Source organism: Ignavibacteria bacterium (assembly GCA_041649015.1).
GTDB lineage: Bacteria > Bacteroidota > Ignavibacteria > Tepidaquicellales > Tepidaquicellaceae > CAIKZJ01.
In genome coordinates, this window is sequence record JBAZNU010000003.1 from 209,726 (window position 1) to 231,697 (window position 21,972).

Genomic DNA, 21,972 nt, shown 5'->3' on the forward strand with positions numbered 1-21,972 from the left:
AATTTATTTTTATGGACAACTTAATAAATAAAGATCCAAAGATTTATGAAGTAATAGAAAATGAGACAAATCGTCAAGCACAGAAGCTTGAAATGATTGCCTCTGAAAACTTTACATCAGAAGCGGTGATGAAAGCACTTGGTTCAACACTAACAAACAAGTACGCCGAGGGGTATCCGGGTAACAGATATTACGGAGGCTGCGAGCACGTTGACGTAGCAGAGAATCTCGCTAGAGACAGAGCAAAAGAGCTGTTCGGAGCGGAATATGCAAACGTTCAGCCTCATTCGGGAAGTACTGCAAACATGGCAGTTTATTTTACATTCCTGAAACCGGGTGATAAAGTTATGGGTATGGACCTTTCACATGGCGGTCACTTAACTCATGGTTCTCCCGTAAATTTTTCAGGACAGCTTTATAATTTTGTTCCTTACGGAATAAATCCGGAAACAGAAATGCTTGATTATGATTTAGTGATGGATGCCGTTATTAAAGAGAAGCCGAAGATGATTACTGTTGGTGCGAGTGCATACTCGAGGAATATTGACTACAAAAAGTTCAGAGAGATTGCAGATAAGGTAGGAGCATTTTTATTTGCTGATATTGCTCATCCTGCAGGATTGATTGCAAAGAAGTTACTTAATGACCCTATTCCTTACTGTCACGTTGTAGCAACGACGACACACAAGACGCTGAGAGGTCCAAGAGGTGGAATGATACTGATAGGAAAGGATTATGAAAATCCTTTTGGCAAAGTAGCACCAAAATCAGGTAGAGTGAGAAAGATGTCAGAGCTTGTTGATTCAATGGTTATGCCGGGAGTGCAGGGTGGACCTTTGATGCATGTTATAGCCGCAAAGGCAGTAGCTTTTCTGGAAGCCTTGCAGCCGGACTTTCTTGAATATGCTAAACAGGTTATAAGGAATGCGAATGCATTAGCAAATAAACTTGTATCGCTTGACTTTAAGATAATCTCGGGGGGGACGGATAATCATCTTATGCTTGTTGATTTAAGAAACAAGAACATAACGGGAAAAGCAGCACAGGAAGCACTAGACGAGGTTAGCATTACCTGCAATAAGAACTCTGTACCTTTTGATGACAAGAGTCCTCTGATAACGAGCGGTATAAGGCTTGGAACTCCTGCTCTTACGACAAGGGGAATGAATGAAGCTGATATGGAAGTGATAGCAGAATTGATTAATAAGACAGTTTTGAATCCGAAAGACGATAAAATAAAAGCAGAAGTAAGAGAAGCGGTGGCAGCGCTATCGTCTCGTTATCCGCTTTATGGCAGAAAATAGTGACATGGGTTTTCTCGACCATCTTGAAGAATTAAGATGGCGATTAATAAAAGCGCTTATCGGAATTATAGTTGGTGCAATATTGACAGGTATTTTCATTGACTGGATTATGAATATTATACTGTTTGCACCCGCAACAAAAACGACACCTCCGTTGTCCATTATTAACTTAAGACCCTACGGACAGTTTCTGATTTACATGGAGGTAATCTTCATCGGAGGTGCTGTTATCAGCGTACCGAACATTATTTACCAGATATGGAAGTTTATAGAACCGGCTCTGAAGCCTAATGAAAGAAGGTATGTTACATCTGTTGTAATGTTTACCTCGGTATGTTTTTTAGGCGGAGTAGTATTCTCATATTATCTTATGCTTCCTGCAGCACTTGGTTTCTTTGCGAATTTCGGCTCGACAATCATAGAGAACAAGATATCAGCGGATGAGTACATGAGTTTTGTACTTTCGATGGTCTTAGCAGCAGGGATTGTATTTGAACTACCAATGCTTTCATTCTTTCTTTCAAAGATAGGTATATTGAAGCCTGAATTTATGAGGAAATACAGAAAGCATGCGATTGTTGCCATACTGCTACTTGCGGCAATAGTAACACCGGGTCCTGATATAACGAGCCAGCTTATGCTGGGGGTACCGTTATTGTTATTGTATGAAATTAGTATTTTAATTTGTAAATATTCTCAAAAGAAAACGACGTGAATTTAAACAAAATAGCATCGCCGATTAAGAGTGAGCTTGGAGAGTTTCAGAAAATATTTTCGGGTACGCTTAAGTCAAACGTTGCACTTGTTGACCTTATAACAAAGTATATTCTAAAACAGAAGGGAAAAAAAGTAAGACCGATACTTGTCCTTCTATCGGCAAAACTTTGCGGAAAGATTTCTTCAAGAACGTATGTGGCAGCAACGCTTGTTGAACTGCTTCACACAGCAACACTTATTCATGACGATGTTGTTGATGATGCAAAAACAAGAAGGGGTATTGCATCAATAAATTCCGTCTGGAAGAACAAAGCTGCTGTATTGATGGGTGATTTTCTTCTTTCGAAGGGATTACTTGTATCGCTTGATAATAACGAGCCGGATTTCCTAAAAGCCACTTCCGAGGCTGTTAAAAGGATGTCTGAAGGTGAACTTCTTCAGATACAGAAAGCACGGAACTTTGATGCAACAGAAGAAACATATTTCAGGGTTATATCAGATAAGACTGCATCTCTTATAAAAACATGCTGTAAGATAGGAGCAATGAGCTCATCGAACGATAAAGATAAAATTAACAACTTGGCAGCATACGGCGAAAATCTTGGTATTGCTTTTCAGCTGCGTGATGACTTGCTTGATTATACAGGCAGAAAAAAGCTCCTTGGTAAAGCTACAGGGAATGATTTAAAAGAAAAGAAATTTACTCTACCGCTGCTTAAAGCATTAAAAAATGCACCGACGAAGAATTCAAAAGAGATTATGAGACTGATTAAAAGCGAATCCCACAAAAAATTTGATTCAGTTTATTATTTTGTCGAAGAATACGGCGGTATTGAATATACGCAAAAAAAGATTTCAGAATATTCGGAACGGGCTCTTGCATCACTTAAAAGTTTTGCAAACAACGAATCAAAGGAGTCTCTTAAAGAGCTTGTATCTTTTGTTTCTACCAGAGAGCATTGATTTACATGCATTTGAAAAGCATCTTACATTCTTGAAAATATGAGAAGCAGCATTTCTAGAATTATTTCTGGAGGTCAAACAGGATCTGACAGAGCAGCTCTGGAAGCCGCTAGGCTTCTGAATATTAACACGGGCGGATACTGTCCCAAAGGCTATAAAACAGAAGATGGTTATGACAAATCTTTAAAGCAGTTCGGACTCAAGCAAACCCAGACAGATAATCCCACAGAAAGAACCATATTAAACATAAAGGTTTCTGACGGTACTGTAATATTTGGGAAAATATACAGAAGGAGGAAAGTAATAAGTCCGGGGACTTTGTTAACTCTTAATTCGGTAAAAGAATATCATAAACCTTTTCTCGTTAATCCCACAAGAAAACAATTTCAAGACTGGTTATTTAAAAATAGAATTAAAATACTGAATGTAGCAGGGAACAGACTTAGTGAGAATCAAAAGATTTATGATTCGGTATTTAATTTCATGATGAAATCATTTATAGATACTGCTCTTATTGAATTTAGGAAGAAGATGCTTATAATTAGGGAGAATAACATTTTAGGTTCAAAAGATATGCTGAATAACATAATATCTGCTTCAATAAAGTATTTAAGGAATACTCATATCGAACAGCAAAATGCTATTTCTGTAATATTAAAAGAAACAGAATCGTTTACTCAAGGTAAGAATTCTGAGATGATGATTCTATACAGATTTATAAAAGAATTAAAACACGAGATTAAGAGTAACCCTAAAAAGGATATTTTGAATTATCTTATTGCCAGAAGAAAAAGTTTAAAGGATTCGTCTAAAAAGCTGACTCTTTCTACAATGAAGGAAATACAATTTGAAAACAAAACGGTACTACTTATAAGCAATAGTTCAAGTATTACTTCTTTATTTAAAGAACTTTCAAAGATGGAAATCCGGGTAAATGTATTACAGTGCAAATCTTATCCAGGTTGTGAAGGAATAGTACAGGCGGAAGTTTTAAAGTCTTATGGCTTTAAAGTAAAACTGATTCATGAAAGAGATATTAAATATTATGTTCAAAAAGCTGACATGGCTTTGCTTGGTTGTGATGCTTACAACAAAACGTACTTTTCTAATAAAACAGGTTCTTTGGAAATAGCAAAAACATTTTTTAAGTTTAATAAGCCTGTGTATGTGTTGTCAGAAAAGGCAAAGTATTCTTCTGGTTTTTATAAAAAGCATAATTTATCCGGAATGTTTGATACGGTGCCGCAGGCGTATGTGACAAAGTTGATAAAGTCATAACTTTTGAAAAATTATGTTGTACATATTTTATAAGCAATGTCAGATGAGAGCAAATGAATTGTTTATGAATACGGTAATAGATAGTTTTGATTCAATAATTAATTTAAGAAAAATATTTATTAAAAAGCAAACCAGTATTCTTAAATGGCGAAAAAGGCTTTAATAGTTGGAATATCAGGACAAGATGGTTCGTACCTTTCCAGACTTTTAATAGAGGAAGGATTTGAGGTTAACGGCTCTTCACGAGATGCAGAAGTTACTTCCTTTTCCGGATTAAAGAAGCTTGGAATATTTGACAGGGTTAAGCTGGTATCTATGTCACTTACTGATTTCAGAAGTACAATGCAGGTAATTTTGGACCTTAAGCCAGACTATATATTCAATTTAGCTGGACAGTCATCTGTCGGACTTTCGTTTATGCAGCCAGTTGAAACTTTAGAAAGTATTAGTCTCGGAACACTTAATATTCTTGAGGTAATAAGGTTTCATAGACTAAATGTAAAATTCTACAATGCAAGTTCAAGCGAATGTTTTGGAAATATTAAAAGCGAATATGCTGACGAATCGACTCCATTTCATCCCTCAAGTCCGTATGCAGTGGCAAAATCGGCTGCATACTGGCAGGTGTCAAATTATAGAAGTGCATACAATCTTTTCGCGTGTTCGGGTATTTTGTTCAATCATGAATCTCCTCTGAGGCATGAAAGATTCGTAACAAAGAAAATTATTAAAGCAGCTTGCAGAATAGCAAAGGGCTCGGATGAAATACTCAAACTCGGGAATATATCGATAGTTCGTGATTGGGGATGGGCACCGGATTTTGTTAAGGCAATGTTTATGATACTTGAAAATGAGAAGCCTGAGGATTTTGTGATTGCAACAGGCAAAGCAATTTCACTCGAAGAGTTTGTAAAAATTACTTTCGAACAGCTGAATCTGGATTATAAGAAGTACATTGAAATTGATGAAAGCTTATTCAGACCGGATGAATTAATGTACATCAAGGGCAATCCCGGTAAGGCTTTAAAATTACTCGGATGGAAGCCAATATTTTACGTAGAGGATGTAATAAAGAACATGATTCAATATGAACTAAATAGTAGTATAGTTTGAAAATATATAGAAAAAACCTGCATATATTCTTCTTAAAAGTTATTAAATCTTTGGACCGGGTAAAATAAATTATGAAGTTTATAAAATATCATCTGCCACTTATACTGTTCCTTCTGTTAATATTTATAATGTCTTCGCTACCCGGTGAAACAATTTCAAGTATATCCTTCAAATTCAGTGATAAGATTTTGCATGCGGGTGCATACTTTATCTTGTACTTCCTTTTTCATCACTCTTTAAGTAAGCAGGGGAAGTTCGAGTTCATAAAGGAAAATGCTTTTTTGTTTGCCTTCCTGTTTACTGTGCTGTATGCTGCCTCTGATGAGTTTCATCAAATGTACAATCCCACAAGGAATGCCGATGTATATGATTTAGTTGCCGATGCTGTAGGCGGACTCATTGCTTATTTTTCGGCAAGGTTCATTATTTTCTTAAAAAGCCGGAATGTAGATAACATATCAGCCTGACATAATTCTTTGAGGATTTTATATACAGAAACTTTGTTATAAATAACATGAAGAATTTTATATTAATATTCATTTTAACGGGTATTGTTATTCTTAATTCCTGTTCGGAAAACCCTCAGAATATTGGATCCCGAAATCAGTCCCTTCTATATCAGAAACAGGGACTTGTTGATAGTCTTGTTGGAACTTGTTCTTCATATCTAATTAGAAATTTCACTCTGGATACTATTGATTTCAGTGGTTACTCAAATGGAGTTTTTGAGAAGGATTCTTATACCGACGGGGACTTATCGGAAATTATAGTATACTACATAAATGCAGATACTAGCGTAAATATTGTCCATCTTGAAGGACAGTCGCAAATTAATTCAACAACACAAATCAAATTTCATCCTCCCAGCACAAAGAATAAATATTATCTTCGACTGAAACTATTTTCAAGCGTTTGTACAGGTCAGATGTATCATCTAAAGCTAAGGAACATCCGCATTTACGGTGAAGGATTAAAATAAGCCCACTATTTGTGTAATAATCTATTTTTGTAAAATTTAAATCTTTCATTAAAATCCGGGGATATTTTTAATAATAACATTAAGAAAAAATAAATAACAGTCACGATGGTACTTCTAATAAATATGTCTAAAAGAATATTATCTATTACAGGAATATTATCACCAATTAAATAGATAACTGCACCGCAAATAATTATAACTATTTGCTTATAGCTAAATGGCTGCATTTGATACTTTCTAAACAGGAAAAGCCATTTAAGAAAATTGAAGGACAAATATGCTAGAACAAACCCCAATGCTGCACCGATTCCTCCAAAGACAGGTATTAATACTAAACCCGCTGAAATGCAAATTATTAACAATAGAACATTAAAAAAAGAATCATATTTATATTTTGGTGAATTTAATATTATGTCCGAATTTAATCCGGTAGCTACATCAATAAGAATTCCCAAACCAATTATTGGAAAGAAAACAAAATTTACATTATAGTCTGAGTTTTTTACAAAATGAAATAGATTGTTTCTATTAATAATAACACCAACATAAATAAGTAGGCCGAATATCAGTTGAATTATAGATGTACGTACATAAATATCTCTTATTTGATTCAGATTGTTTTCTTTCCAAGCAGTTGCAATTATGGGGACTGCTATTCTTGACATAGCTCTTAATGGTATATATATTACCGATGCTAAATGATAATACAAATTATATATTCCCACCATTGATAATCCTACCATTGAACCAATCAAAAGTGCGGGAATTCTGAGACCGGTCTGCATGGCTGCACCCGATATTAGTGTGTAGAAACCATACTTTGTTATTTCGACTAATTTGAAAAAATGAAGATTCTTAAATGACACATTAAGTGAATACTCACGGGATAAAATAATTTGAAAAAGAATTAATAAAGCACACACCAGAAAAATGGAAATATAATATATTATGAATTCGTGGAAATTAATTATTCCATAGATGTAAAGAAATATCCCAATTGTTGTCAAGATACGCAAAACAACTTCCCTAACGAATACTGAAAAGCTTGTCCTTAGCACTGCTCGAACTAGAACTTCAAAAATGTTGAATACTAGAGATAAAAAAGCAAATGGGATTAGAATGAAATAATAATCAATAAACATAGAAGATTTTTGTATGTAAGCACTGACTATCAAGGGTCTAAAAATAAGATACAATATTGATATTATTGTAAATCCAGAAAATGTAATTAGAAAAACATAAATAAGAAATCCCTCATGCTGCTTATCCACTGATTTATAAAAAGGGAAAAATCTTATTACGCTAGTTGTAAGCCCTCCAGCTGAAAGGAGAGAATACACTTCCGCAATAATAATTAATAATTGAATTAGCCCAAACTGTTCTGTTGTAAAATAATTAGGAAACAAAAGGATAAGATTTATATATCCAAGTAAAACTCCTATGTATGAAAATATTGAATTTTTTATCGATTGAGTACGTATAATTCCCAATGTATTAGTATTAATTCTTATTTATATTATTTTAATCACATAAATAAAAATAATCATTTTTAAAAGAATATAATAGGAAAGGACACTTATTATAAAATCACAACTCATTTAAATTGGAATCAACAATTTAGTGTTTGTAAAATTGAAACTCTGGTATTAATGAAATTCCTTCCTGTTTTTTTCTGCAGGGGGTAAATATTACCTTGAATATAAAAGTATAGATTTATAAAATTACTCATTGATACAGGGTGTTTGTTTAAAGCGTTAAATTCAAATGAACTTTTTATTGTATATTTAGTAGGTATTATTTACCCTGATTTTAAACGCAAAATTCATTTTCAATATGAAAAGTTTAATTTATATCGCTTTGGTATCGTTGGCATGTGCCAATATTTCATTTTCTCAAACTGGTTGGTTTAATCAATACAGCAATACTGCTAATCATCTTAGGGATATTCAGTTTGTAAACCAGAGAACTGGATGGGCTGTCGGCTGGAATAATACAATATGTAAAACTACAAATGGAGGACTGTCATGGTTTCCAGTGTATTCCCCGTCGTCTCAAAACAGTTTTCAATCCTGTTTTTTTGTTAATGAACTGACAGGCTGGGTAGGTGGTGGAAACGGTAACAGCACCTCATATATTTATAAAACAACAAACGGAGGGGGGAACTGGAATATTCAATATAATTCAAGTTCCCAAATGATAATGAAGATTTATTTCTCGGGAGTTTCTGATGGAACAGCGGTAGGCTTAGGAGGTAAATTACTTTACACTACTAATGGAGGTTTAAACTGGATAAATAAATCTTCCGGTGTATCAAGAAATTTTACAAATGTCTTCTTTGCTGATTCAAATTCTGGGTGGGTAATAGGTGACAGCGGTGTTGTTTTGAAAACAACAAACGGAGGAACGATATGGTCTCCTTATTTCAGCGGGTCAAATCAGAACCTTGAGGGTATGTATTTTTTATCTACACAAATAGGATTTATTGTGGGTTATAACGGTGTTATACTAAAAACTACAGATAGCGGTATTAACTGGATTCCAAAATATTCAGGTTCTTCAAACTGGCTTAATTCAGTTTGCTTTGTAAACGATAATACAGGATGGATATCTGGTGGAAATTACTATAGTTATGGAGAAATATTAAAAACTACCAATGGAGGGGAAAATTGGATAGGTCAGACAATACCATATGTTCCCTGGCTTGCCGATATTTATTTCCATAATTCTGACACTGGTTGGGTAGTAGGAAGCAACGGTACTATACTAAGTACAGTAAACGGGGGTATGCCGGTACCTTCAGCTCCAAACCTTATTTTTCCCTCAAATAATTCGATTAATTTACCACTAAACACAACCTTTAGGTGGAGCAGTGTTGCAGGAGCGGAACAATATTCAATCCATATTTCAACAGTTCCTCATTTTGCCGTAATTGTTGATACAGCAACTGTTGACACAAATTATTATAATATTCCTGAAGGTAAACTTATTAATAATCTTACGTACTTCTGGCACGTAAAAGCATCCAACCATGTAGGAACAAGTCTATGGTCGGCAACTTTTATGTTTTCATCAATTACAACAGGGGTAAATACTATATCACAGTCTATACCAAAGGAGTATAAATTATACGATGCGTATCCTAATCCGTTTAATCCAGTTACAAAAATAAAATTTGATTCACCTAAAAATTCTTTTGTTCAATTAAGGATTTTTGATTTATCAGGAAAGCTTATTGAAACTTTGTACGAAGGAAACAACATACCAGGAACTCACGAGTATAGCTGGAACGCAGATAAATATAACTCAGGTGTGTATATTTTTCAGCTAATTTCTAAAGAATATAATTCTTCAAAAAAATTAGTATTAATAAAATAAAACACACACTTTACTAATTTTATTTTATTATTCTCTTATGGTCGTCAAACCTCGGGAAATTGTAAATCACTGCTCCTATCATTACCAGGAATCCTGCGGAAGCGTATATTAAATTCTGGTTTACAAATAATGAAGTTGTTATGCATAACAATCCCCCAAGGTCGCAAAGAGCAAAAGGTAAAACATGAGCATTAAAATAACTTGCTTCGAACTTTTCATTAGTGACTTTCTTTAAAAGCAGTTTTTTCAGGAGCACTGAAAACCCGCAGCACGCAAGGCAAAAGACAAAAGTTGAAATATTCAGGTATTCTAAATGAGGATTAATATTCGTTGATGATACAAATATCCCGGATGCAAATATTAAAAATACTCCAAACAGAATTATTAGCCCGAGAAACCGTATCTTTCTTGCTACTATCAGTATCTCAACTTCTTTAACCAGATTGTGTTTCTCCATAATTATAAATTAATTCTTTGTTTATGTTCAAATTTAACATTATTTTTATACATATTTTATGTCAAATGAATAAAGAAAGAAAAGGAATAAACAATCCGAACATTCTGGCGGACGACGAAAGGGATTATATTTCACAGGTTCGCCCTAAAAGTTTTAAGGATTTTACTGGACAGTCGAAAATTAAAGAAAATTTATCTGTATTCATCAAGAGCGCCAAGAAACTTGGCGAATCTCTTGATCACGTTCTTTTTACAGGTCCTCCGGGTCTCGGTAAAACAACTCTCGCTAACATAATAGCAAATGAAATGAAGACTGATATTATAAGTACTTCAGGACCTGTAATTGAAAAACCGGGAGACCTTGCGGGAATGCTGACTAAACTTAAGAGAAATCAGATTTTATTTATTGATGAGATTCACAGAATCCCAAAAGTAGTCGAAGAGTTCCTTTATTCAGCTATGGAAGAGTATAAGCTTGATATCATGATTGACCAGGGTCCGGCAGCACGCAGCATCCCGATAAAACTTGAACGTTTTACACTTATTGGCGCGACGACAAGACAGGGTTTGTTATCCTCCCCAATGCTTGATAGGTTTGGAATAACATGCAGGCTGGAATATTATTCCATTGAAAATCTTATTGATATAGTAAACCGTTCTGCCGGTATTTTGAAAATAAAAATCACAAAAGAGGGAGCGGCTGAAATTGCTAAACGCAGCCGTGCTACTCCGCGGATTGTAAACAGACTGCTTAGAAGAACTCGTGATTTTGCTATTGTTAAAGGTGATGGTACTATTGATACAGATATTGCAAGGTATGCTTTAGAGTCTCTTGGAGTTGATGAATATGGACTTGATGCTATCGATAAAAAGATACTCGAAACAATTATCTCAAAACATAATGGCGGTCCCGTAGGACTTTCAACAATTGCCGCTTCAATTGGAGAAGATGCAGGTACGGTAGAAGATGTCTATGAACCGTTTTTGATGATTGAAGGATTTATAAAGCGGACTCCTAAAGGGCGTGTGGCTGCTCCTCTGGCTTATAAACATCTGAATCTTTCAAAACAGAAAGGGGATACACTTTTTAATGATTAATTTCTTGTAAAAAAATCCATTAAAAACTCTTGCTTTATTTCCTTAAAAATAAAACTAAAAGTTGTTAATTTTGGTTATAATTATTAATGGCAAAAATCTATAAACAAATACTAATAATCATCGCTGTTAGCATTGTCTTGGGACTAACTGCAAATGCTATAAATCCCTACGGTGTTAAAATTATACTCGATAAAAACATTTATGCCCTCGATACTGCAAAGCAAAAAAAGACGTTGAATGATTTTGTAAATGATCCTTATGATACAACATCAAACAAGAATCACAACAATGTTTTAAAAGGACAGATGAACAGGGAAGGATTTATTGAACCGGAAAATATTACAGTCGAACTGGCAAAAAATGTTTTTGATAGGAACGCTTTATTTATCGATGCAAGAACAAAGGAAGAGTTCGATTCTTTGCATGTTAAAGGAGCAATTAATCTTCCTTATGAAGAATTCAGAAACAAACCCTATTACCAGAAAATCGAAACAATGAAGAAATACAATAAAGACGGTCTTATTGTTGTTTACTGTAATGGCGATAAATGTGAAGTTAGTATTGACCTCGCTTATGAAATTGCAAAGCTTGGCTTTACAAGTGTCAATATTTATCGTGGCGGTATTAAAGAATGGAGTTCGAAAGGATTTCCTACAGAGCCATAAAACATGAAAGAGTTTTTATCAAATAAATACGTGGTTGTTACTTTAAGAGTTTTACTCGGATTAATTTTTATTTATTCTTCAATCGGTAAACTCTTTAATCAGGCGGATTTTGCTAAAGCAATTTTGAGATATGATTTTCTGCCGATTTATTTCGTTAATCTTCTTGCAATTGTTTTACCATGGCTTGAGTTTATCGTCGGTTTGCTTCTTATTGCAGGTATCTACAAAAAAGCCTCAGCCTTTCTTGCAGGTGCCTCACTGGTTATGTTCTTAATAGCATTAATATCAGCAGCTGTGCGTGGACTCGATATAAGCTGTGGTTGTTTTTCACTTGAAGAATCCTCCTCAAAAGGCGATATTATATTTAGGATAATTCAGGATTTCTTCATGCTTGCAGCTGTTATCATTGTGTATAAGTTCGGAGATGATAAGAAAGAAGAAGCACCCGAAATTTCAACAGGAATAACTAATTAATTAACTTATAAATAAATATTATGAGCAAATTTTTCGAATCAAAAACAGGGAAAACTACTTATTTCGTAGTTGGAATGGCAGTTATTGTCACGATTATATTTTTCGTATTGAACAACTCAAAGTTAACTGCATCATTGAAAGCTCCGAAAATTGTCTTCAAAGAGGATGTACATGACTTTGGAAAAGTACCAAGAGGTCCAGAACTTCAATACAATTTCAAGTTTACTAACAAAGGAAATGCTAACTTAATAATTGAAAGAGTGCAGACTTCCTGCGGTTGTACGGGAGCAACTGTCGGAGAAAAGACCGATTACAAGAAAAATGAATCAGGTGAAATTAAGGTTAACTTCACTACTCAGGGTAGGGAAGGACATCAGGAAAAAACAATCATAATCTATTCCAATGACCCTGAAAACCCTCAGAAAGTTCTGACTGTCAAATGTGATATTGATCCGGCTATGACTTACTAAAATTTTTATATCAACAAAAAGCCGTCTTTATGACGGCTTTTTTGTATCTAATTTCCTGTTGAAAACAACTTACAGTTTTCTATATATTTATAAGAAAGTGTTACAAGTTTTGAATTTACGTTTTGTGAATATTTTATCGCACTGTTAAAATCTTCTTCCGCATGTGTAAAATTTCTTAGTAAGTAATAATTAAATCCTCGCCTGAAATAAATAAAACTGTCCTGAGGATATTCCAGCATTTGCCTCGTTAAATTTACAACGTTTGTATTTATATTATCGAGAATCAAAACGACGTATTGTGACTTATAATTTGAAAAAAATGAGCTTGCATACAAATTCGAAAGTAAATCAAGGTCTCTGAAAAAATTCGTTGTATCCCCGATTGTAGTGTATAGTATCGCTCTTATGTATAAATACATTGCGTTTGAAGGATCGATGTTTAATGCTGAGTTTATGTCCTTTAGTGCCATGTCGTATTTCCCTAAATCTGTATAAGCATTTGCCCTTCCCCAGTATCCCTCTGAACTAAACGCATTTTTCTGTATTGAGCGGTTGAAATCATCAAGAGAATTTTGCGGCATGTTCAGCTTCAAATAAGCATATCCTCTGCTTTCATAATACTTGTGGTATCCGGGGCTTAGATTAATCGCAGTTGAATAGTCCCTCAATGCATTATCAAACCGCCTCAAAGATTCATAACATACGCCTCTCTCATAAAAAGCTTTATCATCATTTGTATACGATTTCAGATATTCATTATAATATTTAATTGCCTCTTCAAAATTGCCAGAAATATAGTTTCTTCTGGCATTGTCGTAAATATTATTTCCTGTTACCTGTGCTTTTACTGCTGTAACATACAGTATGGCAAAAACCATTAGAAGTAAAATTATTCTCATTGTTCAATTTGGTTACTTTATTCAATATAAAAAATTGTCTGCAAATTAATCAGAGAAATAATTATACCTAAATTTCCGTCTCTGTATACGACAATAATTTGCTAAGTGTATTAAATTCATTTAAGTAAGTTAAAATATTGTTTACTATGAATGATAGATAATCAAAACCTTTCTTGAAGATACTTATTGACTTCCTTCCAGGGTTTTAAATTTTCAGAGGATTAATATTATCAAACCGGATACCCGTCATAATGCCCCCCAATAAGCTATGCTTACGACTAGCAATAATTTATTTATTCTTTCGAGGCCTTTAAAGCGAGTATCCTCAAAGTTAAATCCTTTGGTTTTAAAAGCTCCGAATATACTCTCTATGTTGAAGAGTTTCTAATTGTTATTTAATTAGTGGAAACATTCGATGAACCGGCTTTGTGTTATCTTTTCAAATTATTGTCGTGTAAAAAGAATTTCCGTTCAATCTATTTTGGTGTACCTGATTATCTCTTTTCCTTTGCTTCTTAATGATAGTTGCATCTTTTCCAGTTTCCATGAGTCAACTTCCTTTAGCAAACTTATATATCTGCTCTCAAAATTCCCTTCGCAGAATTTCTTAGTCTGTGAAAAGTTGTTAAAATATAAATATGAATCGCCCGTATATATGTTCCCGGATATATCGTTGCAGTTTGTCGTTCCATAAAACTTTCCATCGTTTAAATGTAATTCGATGTAGGGAATTCCTTCAGGAAAGTCTTCCCTTCTGATTTCCTTTCCGTCCATCCACTTAATCGCCCATATATCGTTTAACCTTTGTGTTTCTCTTGAAATCAGCGGATTGCTGGTTGCAATTATATACCTGCCGCAGCCTGTATAACGTTTATCTCTTCTGCTAAGCATTACCGAAAACACATTCTTCTCACCGCTCATGCTGTTAACGCATTCCTCTGCCTTTATGCTAAGCGTTACTTCATCATCGAACTTATACATAATAATATTAGCAGCGGTATCGATAACAGGTGTCGTTGCAGGATATCTTAATGTTCTTTCTCCTGCAATAAATATTCTTATCGAATCTTCAACGTCAAGTTCTGCGCTCCAGAACGGTTCATTTCCCGAAGCAAAAAAATCTATTCCAAGCGCTCGCTTCTTACTGTAATCGTTGGGTTCTGTCTTGTCCGTATCTTTGAAATCCTTTTGAGTTGAACATCCTGCAAATACAAAGATTAGAATAAGTATTAATATATATTTTATCATACTTCAGTCTTCCTTCCTGAAATAATATTCTCTGTCATCTCCCATAATTTTTTCTGAAATTCTTTGTTGAACGTAAATTCTTTTGATAACTTTTCCTTTCCCTTTATGAAGTATTTTCCCGTGACATTCCTGAATTGTTCCGCCGATACAAGAGGATATATGTATTCTGCTGACTTATCAGCCGATATAAAAAATGGTTTTATCACTGATATCAGAATCTTCGTTATAAACGGGACGTTGTCATAAATTCTCGTTCTTACTACTCCGGGATGCAGACAATTTACGGTAACATTACTACCCTTTAGTTTTTCAGCAAGTTCATACGTGAACATGATGTTTCCCGATTTTGAACTGCCGTAAGTTCTTAACTGATGATAATTCCTCTCCGACATTATATCATTAAAATTAATTTCCGAATGTGCCTCTGATGCAATATTTATTATTCTCGAAGGTGCTGAGGATTTCAGTAAATCAAGCAATAGTTTTGTCAGAAGAAAATAACCTATGTGATTTGTGGCAAAGACTTTTTCAATTCCATCTATCGATAGTTCTCTCTTGGGAAGGCTCAAACCTGCATTGTTTACGAGCACATTCAGGTTTTTATAATTCGATTTCACCTCATTAGCAAGCTTCTCGATTTCTTTTAGTGAGGAAAGGTCTGCAAGAAACAATCGCACTAATTTACTTCCTGAACAGCTTGTCACATCTCTGAAAGCCACCTCTGCTTTTTTCCTGTTTCTCCCAACCATAATCACTTCATAACCTGCTTTAGCGCATATTTTCGAAAGCGACTTACCGACACCCGAAGTTGCCCCTGTTATAAGTACTGTCTTATTCATGAATATATAATTAAAGGAACAGCGAAATAATCCAGTAAAATCCGGCACCCGATAACATCGAAAGCGGTATCGTCAAAACCCATGCCCAGACTATCTTTCCGGCTACACCCCATCTTACTGCCGAAAGTCTTTGTATGCTTCCAACCCCCACAATCGCTCCTGTTATTGTCTGCGTTGTACTTACAGGTATCCCAAGTATGGCTGTCCCGATTAAAGTTGTCGCACCCGCAAACTCTGCACAAAATCCCCCAATTGGTTTCAGTTTTGTAATTTTCATCCCCATCGTTTTTACTATTCGCCAGCCGCCATACATCGTCCCGAGAGCTATTGCTGCATGACAAAGAAGAACCACATAAAAAGGTATATAGAATGAATCAATAAAGTTAGCAGAAAACAAAACTCCTGCTATTATTCCCATCGTCTTCTGTGCATCATTCGTTCCGTGACCAAGACTGTAAAATCCCGCCGATACTAACTGAAGCTTCCTGAAGACTTTATCCACCTTCACAGGTTTCATATCCTTTACTACCCACGTAATAACGTACATGTTTATTACTCCAAGTACCAGACCAATTACTGGTGCAAGAACTATAAATGCAATCACTTTTATCCAGCCCGGTAATATTAAAACTCCCCATCCTAATTTCATCACAGCCGCTCCGCCGTATCCTCCTATTAGTGCATGCGACGAACTTACAGGCAATCCGATATACCAGGTAAATAGATTCCAGAAAATAGCGCCAAGTAAGCCTCCCGTTAATACCCACGCATCTATATCAGTAATATCAACAAGCCCCTTGCCGATTGTCTTTGCTACCGCTACATCAAATGTAAATGCAGCTACGAAATTAAAAAAAGCAGCGAATAATACGGCTTTTTGTGGTGTCAGTACCTGTGTTGATACTATCGTTGCAATAGAATTTGCTGAATCATGAAATCCGTTTAAGAAATCAAATACAAGTGCTATGAATATTACAATAAGTACAATTTCTATCATCCTACATATTTTTGATTAATGCTCCCTCAATAGCAAGTGTTGCCGTCTGGCATTTATCTACTGCCTTTTCGAATTTTTCCAGAATCTCTTTCTTCTTAATCACTTCAATCACATCGCTTTCATTATCAAAAAGATATATTATCGAATCTCTGAATATTGTATCACCCTCAGTTTCAAGATTCCTGACCGAGATAAGTTTATCCAGTGTTTCCCTATACTTGTTCTTAGTCATGCTTCTCACGGCTGAAACAAGCAACTCTGTCTGAGATAGTATTATAGAGGCAAGTTGGGGACCGTACTTTAAGTTAGTTTTAACCTTGTACATTTTAAACTTTGCTGCAATACTGTCTATTCCGTCAACAACATCGTCAAGACTGTTTGTAATAGCAAATATATCCTCTCTGTCAATCGGAGTTATAAATGTATCGTTCAGCTCATTTTTGACAGTGTGAGTGTAGTCATCGCATTTGTTCTCAATAATGTGTATCTGCGAAGCAATGTCTTCAATGTTCTCTGGCTCCCTAACTATCTTATCAAGTAGTTTAGCAGCTTCGAATGATTCTTCGGTAATTTTCAGGATAAGTTCAAAAAATTTGGGTTGTTTAGGTAGAAATCTTTTTAACATTTAAGCAAGATTTAAATTATTAAATTCCTTTTGAATACGTGCAAAGTAATATTATTTGAACATAAAATACATGTAAAATTCAACTTCTCTTTTGCTGATTTTTATCACTTTCCTTCGTGTAATAAAATCAGTTCTTAATTCGTGGTAAACCGCCTCATCCTTGCCCGTCAGTCTGCCTGCCACAAGCAGGTGTTTTATTGCTTTAATCTCTAAATCAGTACAAATTATAATTCATCAGTTCTTACAACCTACGCTCTTAATAGATTGTTACATTATTAATTGAATTTTTCTAATCATTCTAATTCCTTATTTTTACTAAACATTTTATTAACCCTATCAAACAATCATGAAACTTGAACATTTAGGCATAGCAGTTAAATCACTAGAAAACTCCGTCCCCCTATTCGAAAAAATCTTCGGAGTCAAAGCCGGTGATATGGAATACGTCGCCGAACAAAAAGTAAACGTCAGAAAAATTAGACTTGAAAACTTTGATATTGAACTTCTCGAAGCCACCTCGGAAGATTCACCCATCGGTAAATTCGTAGAGAAAAGAGGCGAGGGGATTCATCATTGCTCTTTTAACGTTCCCGATGTTGCTTCTAAACTCGAAGAGCTAAAACAAAATGGTATTCAGTTAATCGACCAGCAGCCGCGTGTTGGTGCGGAGGGTATGTTGATTGCATTTCTTCATCCTAAATCTACTAACGGAATTCTTATGGAACTTGCTCAGCATAACAAATGATTTTTATTAACACCTGCTGCTTGTAAAAGTAGCAGGTGTTAAAATCTATATATCCAGATAGCTCTGCTCTTCTTCTACAAAGAGTTTCAGCACCTGTTGTTTCGTCTCAGCCAAAAGTAATTTCGCCCTGAACTCATCCTTGTTCATTAATCTCGATATCCTGCTCAATAATTTTATATGTAAATTCAACATGCTGTCTTTTCCGACTAAAAGAAATACAAACTTTACCGGTTCCCCGTCAATCGAATCAAAATCTACCGGCTCCTTTAGAATTGCAAATGCTGCAACTATTTCCTTTATCTCATCCGATTTACCGTGAGGTATAGCAAAACCCTTGCCGACACCCGTCGATACCAGCTTCTCCCTCTCAAATACGCACTTGCTCACTGCTTCATAATCCAATATGTTGCCCGAATTTTTTGCCAGCATTAACATCTTCGCTATGGCATCATTCTTGTCTTTTACCGCCAGATTTACTTCTATTATCTTTTCAGATAATATATCGCTTACTTTCATTTCAAATATATTAAATTTCTAAAATTAGCTTATATAGTCTTGTATTATATTCTTGTATAAATTTAAAAGATGGTCTGTCTTTTCTTCAGTGTCCGTCTCCACGTTTAAATGCACTAAATTCCTTGATTTATCTGGAATGCATAGTACTGTATCAGTCTCGTTTAAAAACACCTTCACTCCGTCTATCAGCTGTTGTTTATATTGTATCGTGTCTTCCATAAACAATCGCATAATCTTTCCCTTGTCTTCCCTCGTGCAGGGTATGTTTACTTTCTTCATCATAAGGTTCGGTATTAGATTGTCCACATCCTCCACAGTCATTTTTATCTTTGCCTGCATCTCAAGTATTTTTGCTATCGCAAACATTCCGTCTGTTGCATATATAAATTCAGGGAAAAATACGCCGCGCCTTGTCCCGCCTACAAACCTTACTTCCTTGTCATTGCATGCTGTCATCATGCTGTAATGTGAATCTTTCACCCTTATCACTTCCGTCCCGTATTCTGACGCTACCATGTCAACCTCTCTCGATGCTTGTACTGGTACGGCAACCTTCTTTACTCCCGGCGTTGACATCAAAAACATCTTAAGCACTACCACAAGAAATCTGTAATCATTCAAAACCCTTCCCTCATGTGTTGCCAGCCAGAGCTTCTCCCCGCCCGCATCTACCATAAAACCAAGGTCAAAATTCAATGACTTAACTACATACCTGAAGTTCTCAAACGATTTCTTAAATTCATTCTCTTCTCTCGTAATCCTTTCCTTGTCAAGATGTGCCGAAAGCGAAACAACCTCGCAGTTGAACTCTCCGAGTATGTTCGGAAATATAGTTGACGTTATTCCGTGTGAATAATCAAGTACTAGCTTGAATTTTCTTTTCCTTATAATCTCTATGTCTAATGAATCAATAAAATGCTCTTTGTATTTCAAGTTTGTTCTTTCGGGATATTTCAGTGTTCCTACGTTTAAAAAATCCGCCCTCTTGTATTCCTCACTGAAAAATGACCTCTCTATCGATTTTGTCTTGCTGCTCGATAAATCCTTGCCGTCTTTATCAAGAAATATTATATCCGTCGAACCCGGGTCAAACGGCGACTTCCTCACAAATATTCCTCCCGAATGTCCCCCGCTCTTCAGCTCTTGACGTAAAATCGGAATCGGTATCACCTGTAAATCCGATACGTTCACACCCGCCGATAACGCACCTGATGTTATCGAACGCTTTATCATGTTTGAAATGTCGTCTATGTCCCGTCCCGCAAGCATGCTTTTGTTCTGTCCTAAAAACGCTCCGTAAACTGAACCAAGCTTTGCCGCAAACTCTGGATTTATCTGTAGGTTTGAAAGCCCCGTTATTCTTGAATCCGTGAAAAGGTCATTGAAGAACGTGTCTTCCTGTATTAAGCTTCTTGTTATCTTTGCATTGTTGTCTATCGTCTTCTTGTCCCATATCTTTATGCTCGAACTGATAAACACATTCTTTCCTATCAAACAATTGTCGCCGATAAAAACAAAATCATTTATTCTCGTGTTCTCTCCGACTTCGCAGTTCTTCCCTATCACGTCATAAAGCACTTTCGCATTCTCATGGATTATTACATTGTTCCAGATTATTGAGTTTTTTACTTCTGCTCCCTTCTCAATCAACACTTCATTACCTATCACAGAGTTCTCAACTGTCGCACTCGCCTCTATCATCGCAGTACTGCTTATGCAGCTTCCGTTTGTATCGTTAAAACTTATATGACTCAGCTTTCCCGCAAGCACATCAAGGTTTGCAGATATGTATTCTTCTAAATTCCCGACATCCCTCCAGTATCCCGTGCTTTTAAAACCGTACAAAGGAATCTGATACTCCAGTAGATAAGGAAATAAATCTTTTGAGAAATCATAATTTTCACCCTCGGGTATGTATTGAAACACATCTTTGCTGAAACAGTAAATGCCCGTGTTTATCGTATCCGAAAAAACCTCCGATGAAGATGGCTTCTCAAGAAACCTCACTATCTTATCGTCGTTATCAGAAAGCACAATTCCATATTGTAGAGGATTCTCCGAACTGTAAAGAGATAATGTAGCAACGGATTTTTTCTCCCTGTGATATTTGTGTATCGCTCCAAGGTCAAAATCTGTCAGCACATCTCCGCTTATTACTAAGAAATCATCTTTTATGTATTTCTCGGAAAGCTTTACTGCACCCGCCGTTCCGTAATCTTTGTCGGGCAGTACATAATTTATGCTTACTCCGAACTGGGAACCGTCATCAAAATATCTTCTTATAATTTCAGGCTGGTAATAAAGCAGCATCACGAAGTCAGTAATGTCATGCTTCTTAAGCAGTGTTATAACATGCTCAAGCATTGGAACATTAACAATCGGAACCATTGGTTTCGGTATGCTGTTCGTCAAGGGTCTTAACCTTGTCCCAAACCCGCCTGCCATTATTACCGCCTGCATAACTTCTTTGTTTAATTTATATTATATATTAAATCTATTTCTTTTCCTTCTTATTAAAATCAAAGTCTACGCCAGGTGCATTCTCGCTGCCTTCCTTGCCTTTGAAGTACGGCTTTTCTTTAAACCCGAAAATCTTCGCTGTTATTATCGTTGGAAAACTTCTGACCTGAGTGTTGAATGCCTGTACTGCTTCGTTAAACTTCTTTCTCTCTACTGATATCCTGTTCTCTGTTCCCTCAAGCTGTGATTGAAGCTGAAGAAAATTCTCGTTCGCTCTTAATTGTGGGTAGTTTTCCGTAACAACAAGCAGTCTCGATAACGCCGATGAAAGCCCGTCCTGTGCCTGCTGGTACTTTGCAAATTTCTCTGGGTCGTTTAGGTCTTCAGCGCTTAGCTTCACCTGTCCGACTCTGCTTCTCATTTCTGTTACTTCTGTCAGTACACTTTTTTCAAAATCTGCCGCACCCTGAACCGTCTGTACAAGATTCGGTATAAGGTCTGCCCTTCTCTGATATTGGTTCTCTACTTGAGCCCATGCTGAACTTATCGTCTCCTCTGAAGATACTAATGAGTTGTAACCGCATCCCGAAAATGAAGACGCTACGAAAAGTATTACAACTACTGATAACAAATACTTTGTAAGTTTCATATTAATTTAAAATAGTTTAATTGTTAAAGTTAACTAACAAAGTATTAATTTTAAACATTATAAAAACTATAAATCGCACTTACCCGATTACAAACAAAAAAA

At 35.6% G+C, this 21,972-nt stretch carries 24 protein-coding genes; 13 read left to right on the top strand and 11 right to left on the bottom strand.

Annotated elements, in window-relative coordinates; translation table 11 throughout:
- Nucleotides 1-11 precede the first annotated feature (11 nt).
- The 7 genes from glyA (at nucleotide 12) to WC644_06730 (ending at nucleotide 6,354) form a co-directional block, all read left to right on the top strand.
- Complete coding sequence (gene glyA, locus WC644_06700; protein MFA5011628.1) at nucleotides 12-1,304, top strand: serine hydroxymethyltransferase; 1,293 nt, start codon at nucleotides 12-14, stop codon at nucleotides 1,302-1,304.
- Nucleotides 1,291-2,019 (top strand): twin-arginine translocase subunit TatC, encoded by a 729-nt coding sequence (gene tatC, locus WC644_06705; protein ID MFA5011629.1) that lies wholly within the window; start codon nucleotides 1,291-1,293, stop codon nucleotides 2,017-2,019. The genes glyA and tatC overlap by 14 nt, the downstream gene beginning before the upstream one ends.
- Nucleotides 2,016-2,984 (top strand): polyprenyl synthetase family protein, encoded by a 969-nt coding sequence (locus WC644_06710; protein ID MFA5011630.1) that lies wholly within the window; start codon nucleotides 2,016-2,018, stop codon nucleotides 2,982-2,984. The genes tatC and WC644_06710 overlap by 4 nt, the downstream gene beginning before the upstream one ends.
- A gap of 39 nt (nucleotides 2,985-3,023) precedes the next feature.
- A complete protein-coding gene (locus tag WC644_06715) occupies nucleotides 3,024-4,262 on the top strand; it encodes a putative molybdenum carrier protein (protein MFA5011631.1) in 1,239 nt (412 codons plus the stop codon).
- A 144-nt stretch (nucleotides 4,263-4,406) separates the two neighbouring features.
- Nucleotides 4,407-5,375, top strand: a complete 969-nt coding sequence (locus tag WC644_06720) for a GDP-mannose 4,6-dehydratase (GenBank protein MFA5011632.1) — start codon at nucleotides 4,407-4,409, stop codon at nucleotides 5,373-5,375.
- Nucleotides 5,376-5,446: 71 nt separating this feature from the next.
- Nucleotides 5,447-5,842 (top strand): VanZ family protein, encoded by a 396-nt coding sequence (locus WC644_06725; protein MFA5011633.1) that lies wholly within the window; start codon nucleotides 5,447-5,449, stop codon nucleotides 5,840-5,842.
- Between the two features lie 47 nt (nucleotides 5,843-5,889).
- On the top strand, nucleotides 5,890-6,354 hold the full coding sequence (locus WC644_06730; protein MFA5011634.1) for a hypothetical protein: 465 nt from the start codon (nucleotides 5,890-5,892) through the stop codon (nucleotides 6,352-6,354).
- Between the two features lie 5 nt (nucleotides 6,355-6,359).
- Here WC644_06730 and WC644_06735 read toward each other — a convergent pair whose 3' ends face one another.
- On the bottom strand, nucleotides 6,360-7,844 hold the full coding sequence (locus WC644_06735; protein MFA5011635.1) for a polysaccharide biosynthesis C-terminal domain-containing protein: 1,485 nt from the start codon (nucleotides 7,842-7,844) through the stop codon (nucleotides 6,360-6,362).
- A 343-nt stretch (nucleotides 7,845-8,187) separates the two neighbouring features.
- Here WC644_06735 and WC644_06740 point away from each other — a divergent pair, with 343 nt between their 5' ends.
- Nucleotides 8,188-9,729, top strand: coding sequence for a YCF48-related protein (locus tag WC644_06740; GenBank protein ID MFA5011636.1), 1,542 nt, complete (start codon nucleotides 8,188-8,190; stop codon nucleotides 9,727-9,729).
- Between the two features lie 19 nt (nucleotides 9,730-9,748).
- On the opposite strand, the gene WC644_06745 is transcribed toward WC644_06740, so the two are convergent.
- Nucleotides 9,749-10,186 carry a hypothetical protein gene (locus WC644_06745; protein ID MFA5011637.1) on the bottom strand — a complete coding sequence of 146 codons (438 nt, stop codon included), beginning with the start codon at nucleotides 10,184-10,186 and terminating at the stop codon, nucleotides 9,749-9,751.
- A gap of 65 nt (nucleotides 10,187-10,251) precedes the next feature.
- On the opposite strand from WC644_06745, the gene ruvB reads away from it, so the two are divergent.
- The 4 genes from ruvB to WC644_06765 all read left to right on the top strand — a co-directional run bounded on the left by ruvB (nucleotide 10,252) and on the right by WC644_06765 (nucleotide 12,892).
- Complete coding sequence (gene ruvB / locus WC644_06750) at nucleotides 10,252-11,283, top strand: Holliday junction branch migration DNA helicase RuvB (protein MFA5011638.1); 1,032 nt, start codon at nucleotides 10,252-10,254, stop codon at nucleotides 11,281-11,283.
- A gap of 86 nt (nucleotides 11,284-11,369) precedes the next feature.
- Nucleotides 11,370-11,948, top strand: a complete 579-nt coding sequence (locus WC644_06755) for a rhodanese-like domain-containing protein (GenBank protein MFA5011639.1) — start codon at nucleotides 11,370-11,372, stop codon at nucleotides 11,946-11,948.
- Between the two features lie 3 nt (nucleotides 11,949-11,951).
- Entirely contained in the window at nucleotides 11,952-12,422 is a 471-nt protein-coding gene (locus WC644_06760) for a MauE/DoxX family redox-associated membrane protein (protein MFA5011640.1), read from the top strand.
- A gap of 20 nt (nucleotides 12,423-12,442) precedes the next feature.
- Nucleotides 12,443-12,892 (top strand): DUF1573 domain-containing protein, encoded by a 450-nt coding sequence (locus WC644_06765; GenBank protein MFA5011641.1) that lies wholly within the window; start codon nucleotides 12,443-12,445, stop codon nucleotides 12,890-12,892.
- Between the two features lie 47 nt (nucleotides 12,893-12,939).
- On the opposite strand, the gene WC644_06770 is transcribed toward WC644_06765, so the two are convergent.
- From WC644_06770 to WC644_06795, 6 genes are all read right to left on the bottom strand, one after another.
- Nucleotides 12,940-13,791 (bottom strand): tetratricopeptide repeat protein, encoded by an 852-nt coding sequence (locus WC644_06770; protein ID MFA5011642.1) that lies wholly within the window; start codon nucleotides 13,789-13,791, stop codon nucleotides 12,940-12,942.
- Nucleotides 13,792-14,262: 471 nt separating this feature from the next.
- Nucleotides 14,263-15,039: an META domain-containing protein gene (locus WC644_06775; GenBank protein ID MFA5011643.1), complete on the bottom strand. Its 777-nt coding sequence runs from the start codon at nucleotides 15,037-15,039 to the stop codon at nucleotides 14,263-14,265.
- Entirely contained in the window at nucleotides 15,036-15,878 is an 843-nt protein-coding gene (locus WC644_06780) for an SDR family NAD(P)-dependent oxidoreductase (GenBank protein MFA5011644.1), read from the bottom strand. The genes WC644_06775 and WC644_06780 overlap by 4 nt, the downstream gene beginning before the upstream one ends.
- Before the next feature lie 10 nt (nucleotides 15,879-15,888).
- Complete coding sequence (locus WC644_06785; GenBank protein MFA5011645.1) at nucleotides 15,889-16,875, bottom strand: inorganic phosphate transporter; 987 nt, start codon at nucleotides 16,873-16,875, stop codon at nucleotides 15,889-15,891.
- Between the two features lies 1 nt (nucleotide 16,876).
- Nucleotides 16,877-17,500 carry a DUF47 family protein gene (locus tag WC644_06790; protein ID MFA5011646.1) on the bottom strand — a complete coding sequence of 208 codons (624 nt, stop codon included), beginning with the start codon at nucleotides 17,498-17,500 and terminating at the stop codon, nucleotides 16,877-16,879.
- A 51-nt stretch (nucleotides 17,501-17,551) separates the two neighbouring features.
- Nucleotides 17,552-17,683: a hypothetical protein gene (locus tag WC644_06795; GenBank protein MFA5011647.1), complete on the bottom strand. Its 132-nt coding sequence runs from the start codon at nucleotides 17,681-17,683 to the stop codon at nucleotides 17,552-17,554.
- Nucleotides 17,684-17,846: 163 nt separating this feature from the next.
- Here WC644_06795 and mce point away from each other — a divergent pair, with 163 nt between their 5' ends.
- A complete protein-coding gene (gene mce, locus WC644_06800) occupies nucleotides 17,847-18,245 on the top strand; it encodes a methylmalonyl-CoA epimerase (GenBank protein ID MFA5011648.1) in 399 nt (132 codons plus the stop codon).
- Nucleotides 18,246-18,290: 45 nt separating this feature from the next.
- Here the strand turns inward: mce and WC644_06805 are convergent, their stop codons facing one another.
- Genes WC644_06805 through WC644_06815 form a run of 3 tightly spaced genes read right to left on the bottom strand, consistent with a single transcriptional unit; the run spans nucleotide 18,291 to nucleotide 21,870 of the window.
- Nucleotides 18,291-18,761, bottom strand: a complete 471-nt coding sequence (locus tag WC644_06805; GenBank protein ID MFA5011649.1) for a PTS sugar transporter subunit IIA — start codon at nucleotides 18,759-18,761, stop codon at nucleotides 18,291-18,293.
- Nucleotides 18,762-18,785: 24 nt separating this feature from the next.
- On the bottom strand, nucleotides 18,786-21,221 hold the full coding sequence (locus WC644_06810; protein MFA5011650.1) for a sugar phosphate nucleotidyltransferase: 2,436 nt from the start codon (nucleotides 21,219-21,221) through the stop codon (nucleotides 18,786-18,788).
- A 34-nt stretch (nucleotides 21,222-21,255) separates the two neighbouring features.
- Nucleotides 21,256-21,870, bottom strand: a complete 615-nt coding sequence (locus WC644_06815; GenBank protein ID MFA5011651.1) for a LemA family protein — start codon at nucleotides 21,868-21,870, stop codon at nucleotides 21,256-21,258.
- Nucleotides 21,871-21,972: the final 102 nt, after the last annotated feature.

What these genes read in the sequence shown, in the direction of transcription:
- glyA (MFA5011628.1), top strand. Translation starts at nt 12, where the DNA reads ATGGACAACTTAATAAATAAAGATCCAAAGATTTATGAAGTAATAGAA.
- tatC (MFA5011629.1), top strand. Translation starts at nt 1,291, where the DNA reads ATGGCAGAAAATAGTGACATGGGTTTTCTCGACCATCTTGAAGAATTA.
- WC644_06715 (MFA5011631.1), top strand. Translation starts at nt 3,024, where the DNA reads ATGAGAAGCAGCATTTCTAGAATTATTTCTGGAGGTCAAACAGGATCT.
- WC644_06720 (MFA5011632.1), top strand. Translation starts at nt 4,407, where the DNA reads ATGGCGAAAAAGGCTTTAATAGTTGGAATATCAGGACAAGATGGTTCG.
- WC644_06725 (MFA5011633.1), top strand. Translation starts at nt 5,447, where the DNA reads ATGAAGTTTATAAAATATCATCTGCCACTTATACTGTTCCTTCTGTTA.
- WC644_06730 (MFA5011634.1), top strand. Translation starts at nt 5,890, where the DNA reads ATGAAGAATTTTATATTAATATTCATTTTAACGGGTATTGTTATTCTT.
- WC644_06740 (MFA5011636.1), top strand. Translation starts at nt 8,188, where the DNA reads ATGAAAAGTTTAATTTATATCGCTTTGGTATCGTTGGCATGTGCCAAT.
- WC644_06745 (MFA5011637.1), bottom strand. Translation starts at nt 10,186, where the DNA reads ATGGAGAAACACAATCTGGTTAAAGAAGTTGAGATACTGATAGTAGCA.
- ruvB (MFA5011638.1), top strand. Translation starts at nt 10,252, where the DNA reads ATGAATAAAGAAAGAAAAGGAATAAACAATCCGAACATTCTGGCGGAC.
- WC644_06755 (MFA5011639.1), top strand. Translation starts at nt 11,370, where the DNA reads ATGGCAAAAATCTATAAACAAATACTAATAATCATCGCTGTTAGCATT.
- WC644_06760 (MFA5011640.1), top strand. Translation starts at nt 11,952, where the DNA reads ATGAAAGAGTTTTTATCAAATAAATACGTGGTTGTTACTTTAAGAGTT.
- WC644_06765 (MFA5011641.1), top strand. Translation starts at nt 12,443, where the DNA reads ATGAGCAAATTTTTCGAATCAAAAACAGGGAAAACTACTTATTTCGTA.
- WC644_06770 (MFA5011642.1), bottom strand. Translation starts at nt 13,791, where the DNA reads ATGAGAATAATTTTACTTCTAATGGTTTTTGCCATACTGTATGTTACA.
- WC644_06775 (MFA5011643.1), bottom strand. Translation starts at nt 15,039, where the DNA reads ATGATAAAATATATATTAATACTTATTCTAATCTTTGTATTTGCAGGA.
- WC644_06780 (MFA5011644.1), bottom strand. Translation starts at nt 15,878, where the DNA reads ATGAATAAGACAGTACTTATAACAGGGGCAACTTCGGGTGTCGGTAAG.
- WC644_06785 (MFA5011645.1), bottom strand. Translation starts at nt 16,875, where the DNA reads ATGATAGAAATTGTACTTATTGTAATATTCATAGCACTTGTATTTGAT.
- WC644_06790 (MFA5011646.1), bottom strand. Translation starts at nt 17,500, where the DNA reads ATGTTAAAAAGATTTCTACCTAAACAACCCAAATTTTTTGAACTTATC.
- mce (MFA5011648.1), top strand. Translation starts at nt 17,847, where the DNA reads ATGAAACTTGAACATTTAGGCATAGCAGTTAAATCACTAGAAAACTCC.
- WC644_06805 (MFA5011649.1), bottom strand. Translation starts at nt 18,761, where the DNA reads ATGAAAGTAAGCGATATATTATCTGAAAAGATAATAGAAGTAAATCTG.
- WC644_06810 (MFA5011650.1), bottom strand. Translation starts at nt 21,221, where the DNA reads ATGCAGGCGGTAATAATGGCAGGCGGGTTTGGGACAAGGTTAAGACCC.
- WC644_06815 (MFA5011651.1), bottom strand. Translation starts at nt 21,870, where the DNA reads ATGAAACTTACAAAGTATTTGTTATCAGTAGTTGTAATACTTTTCGTA.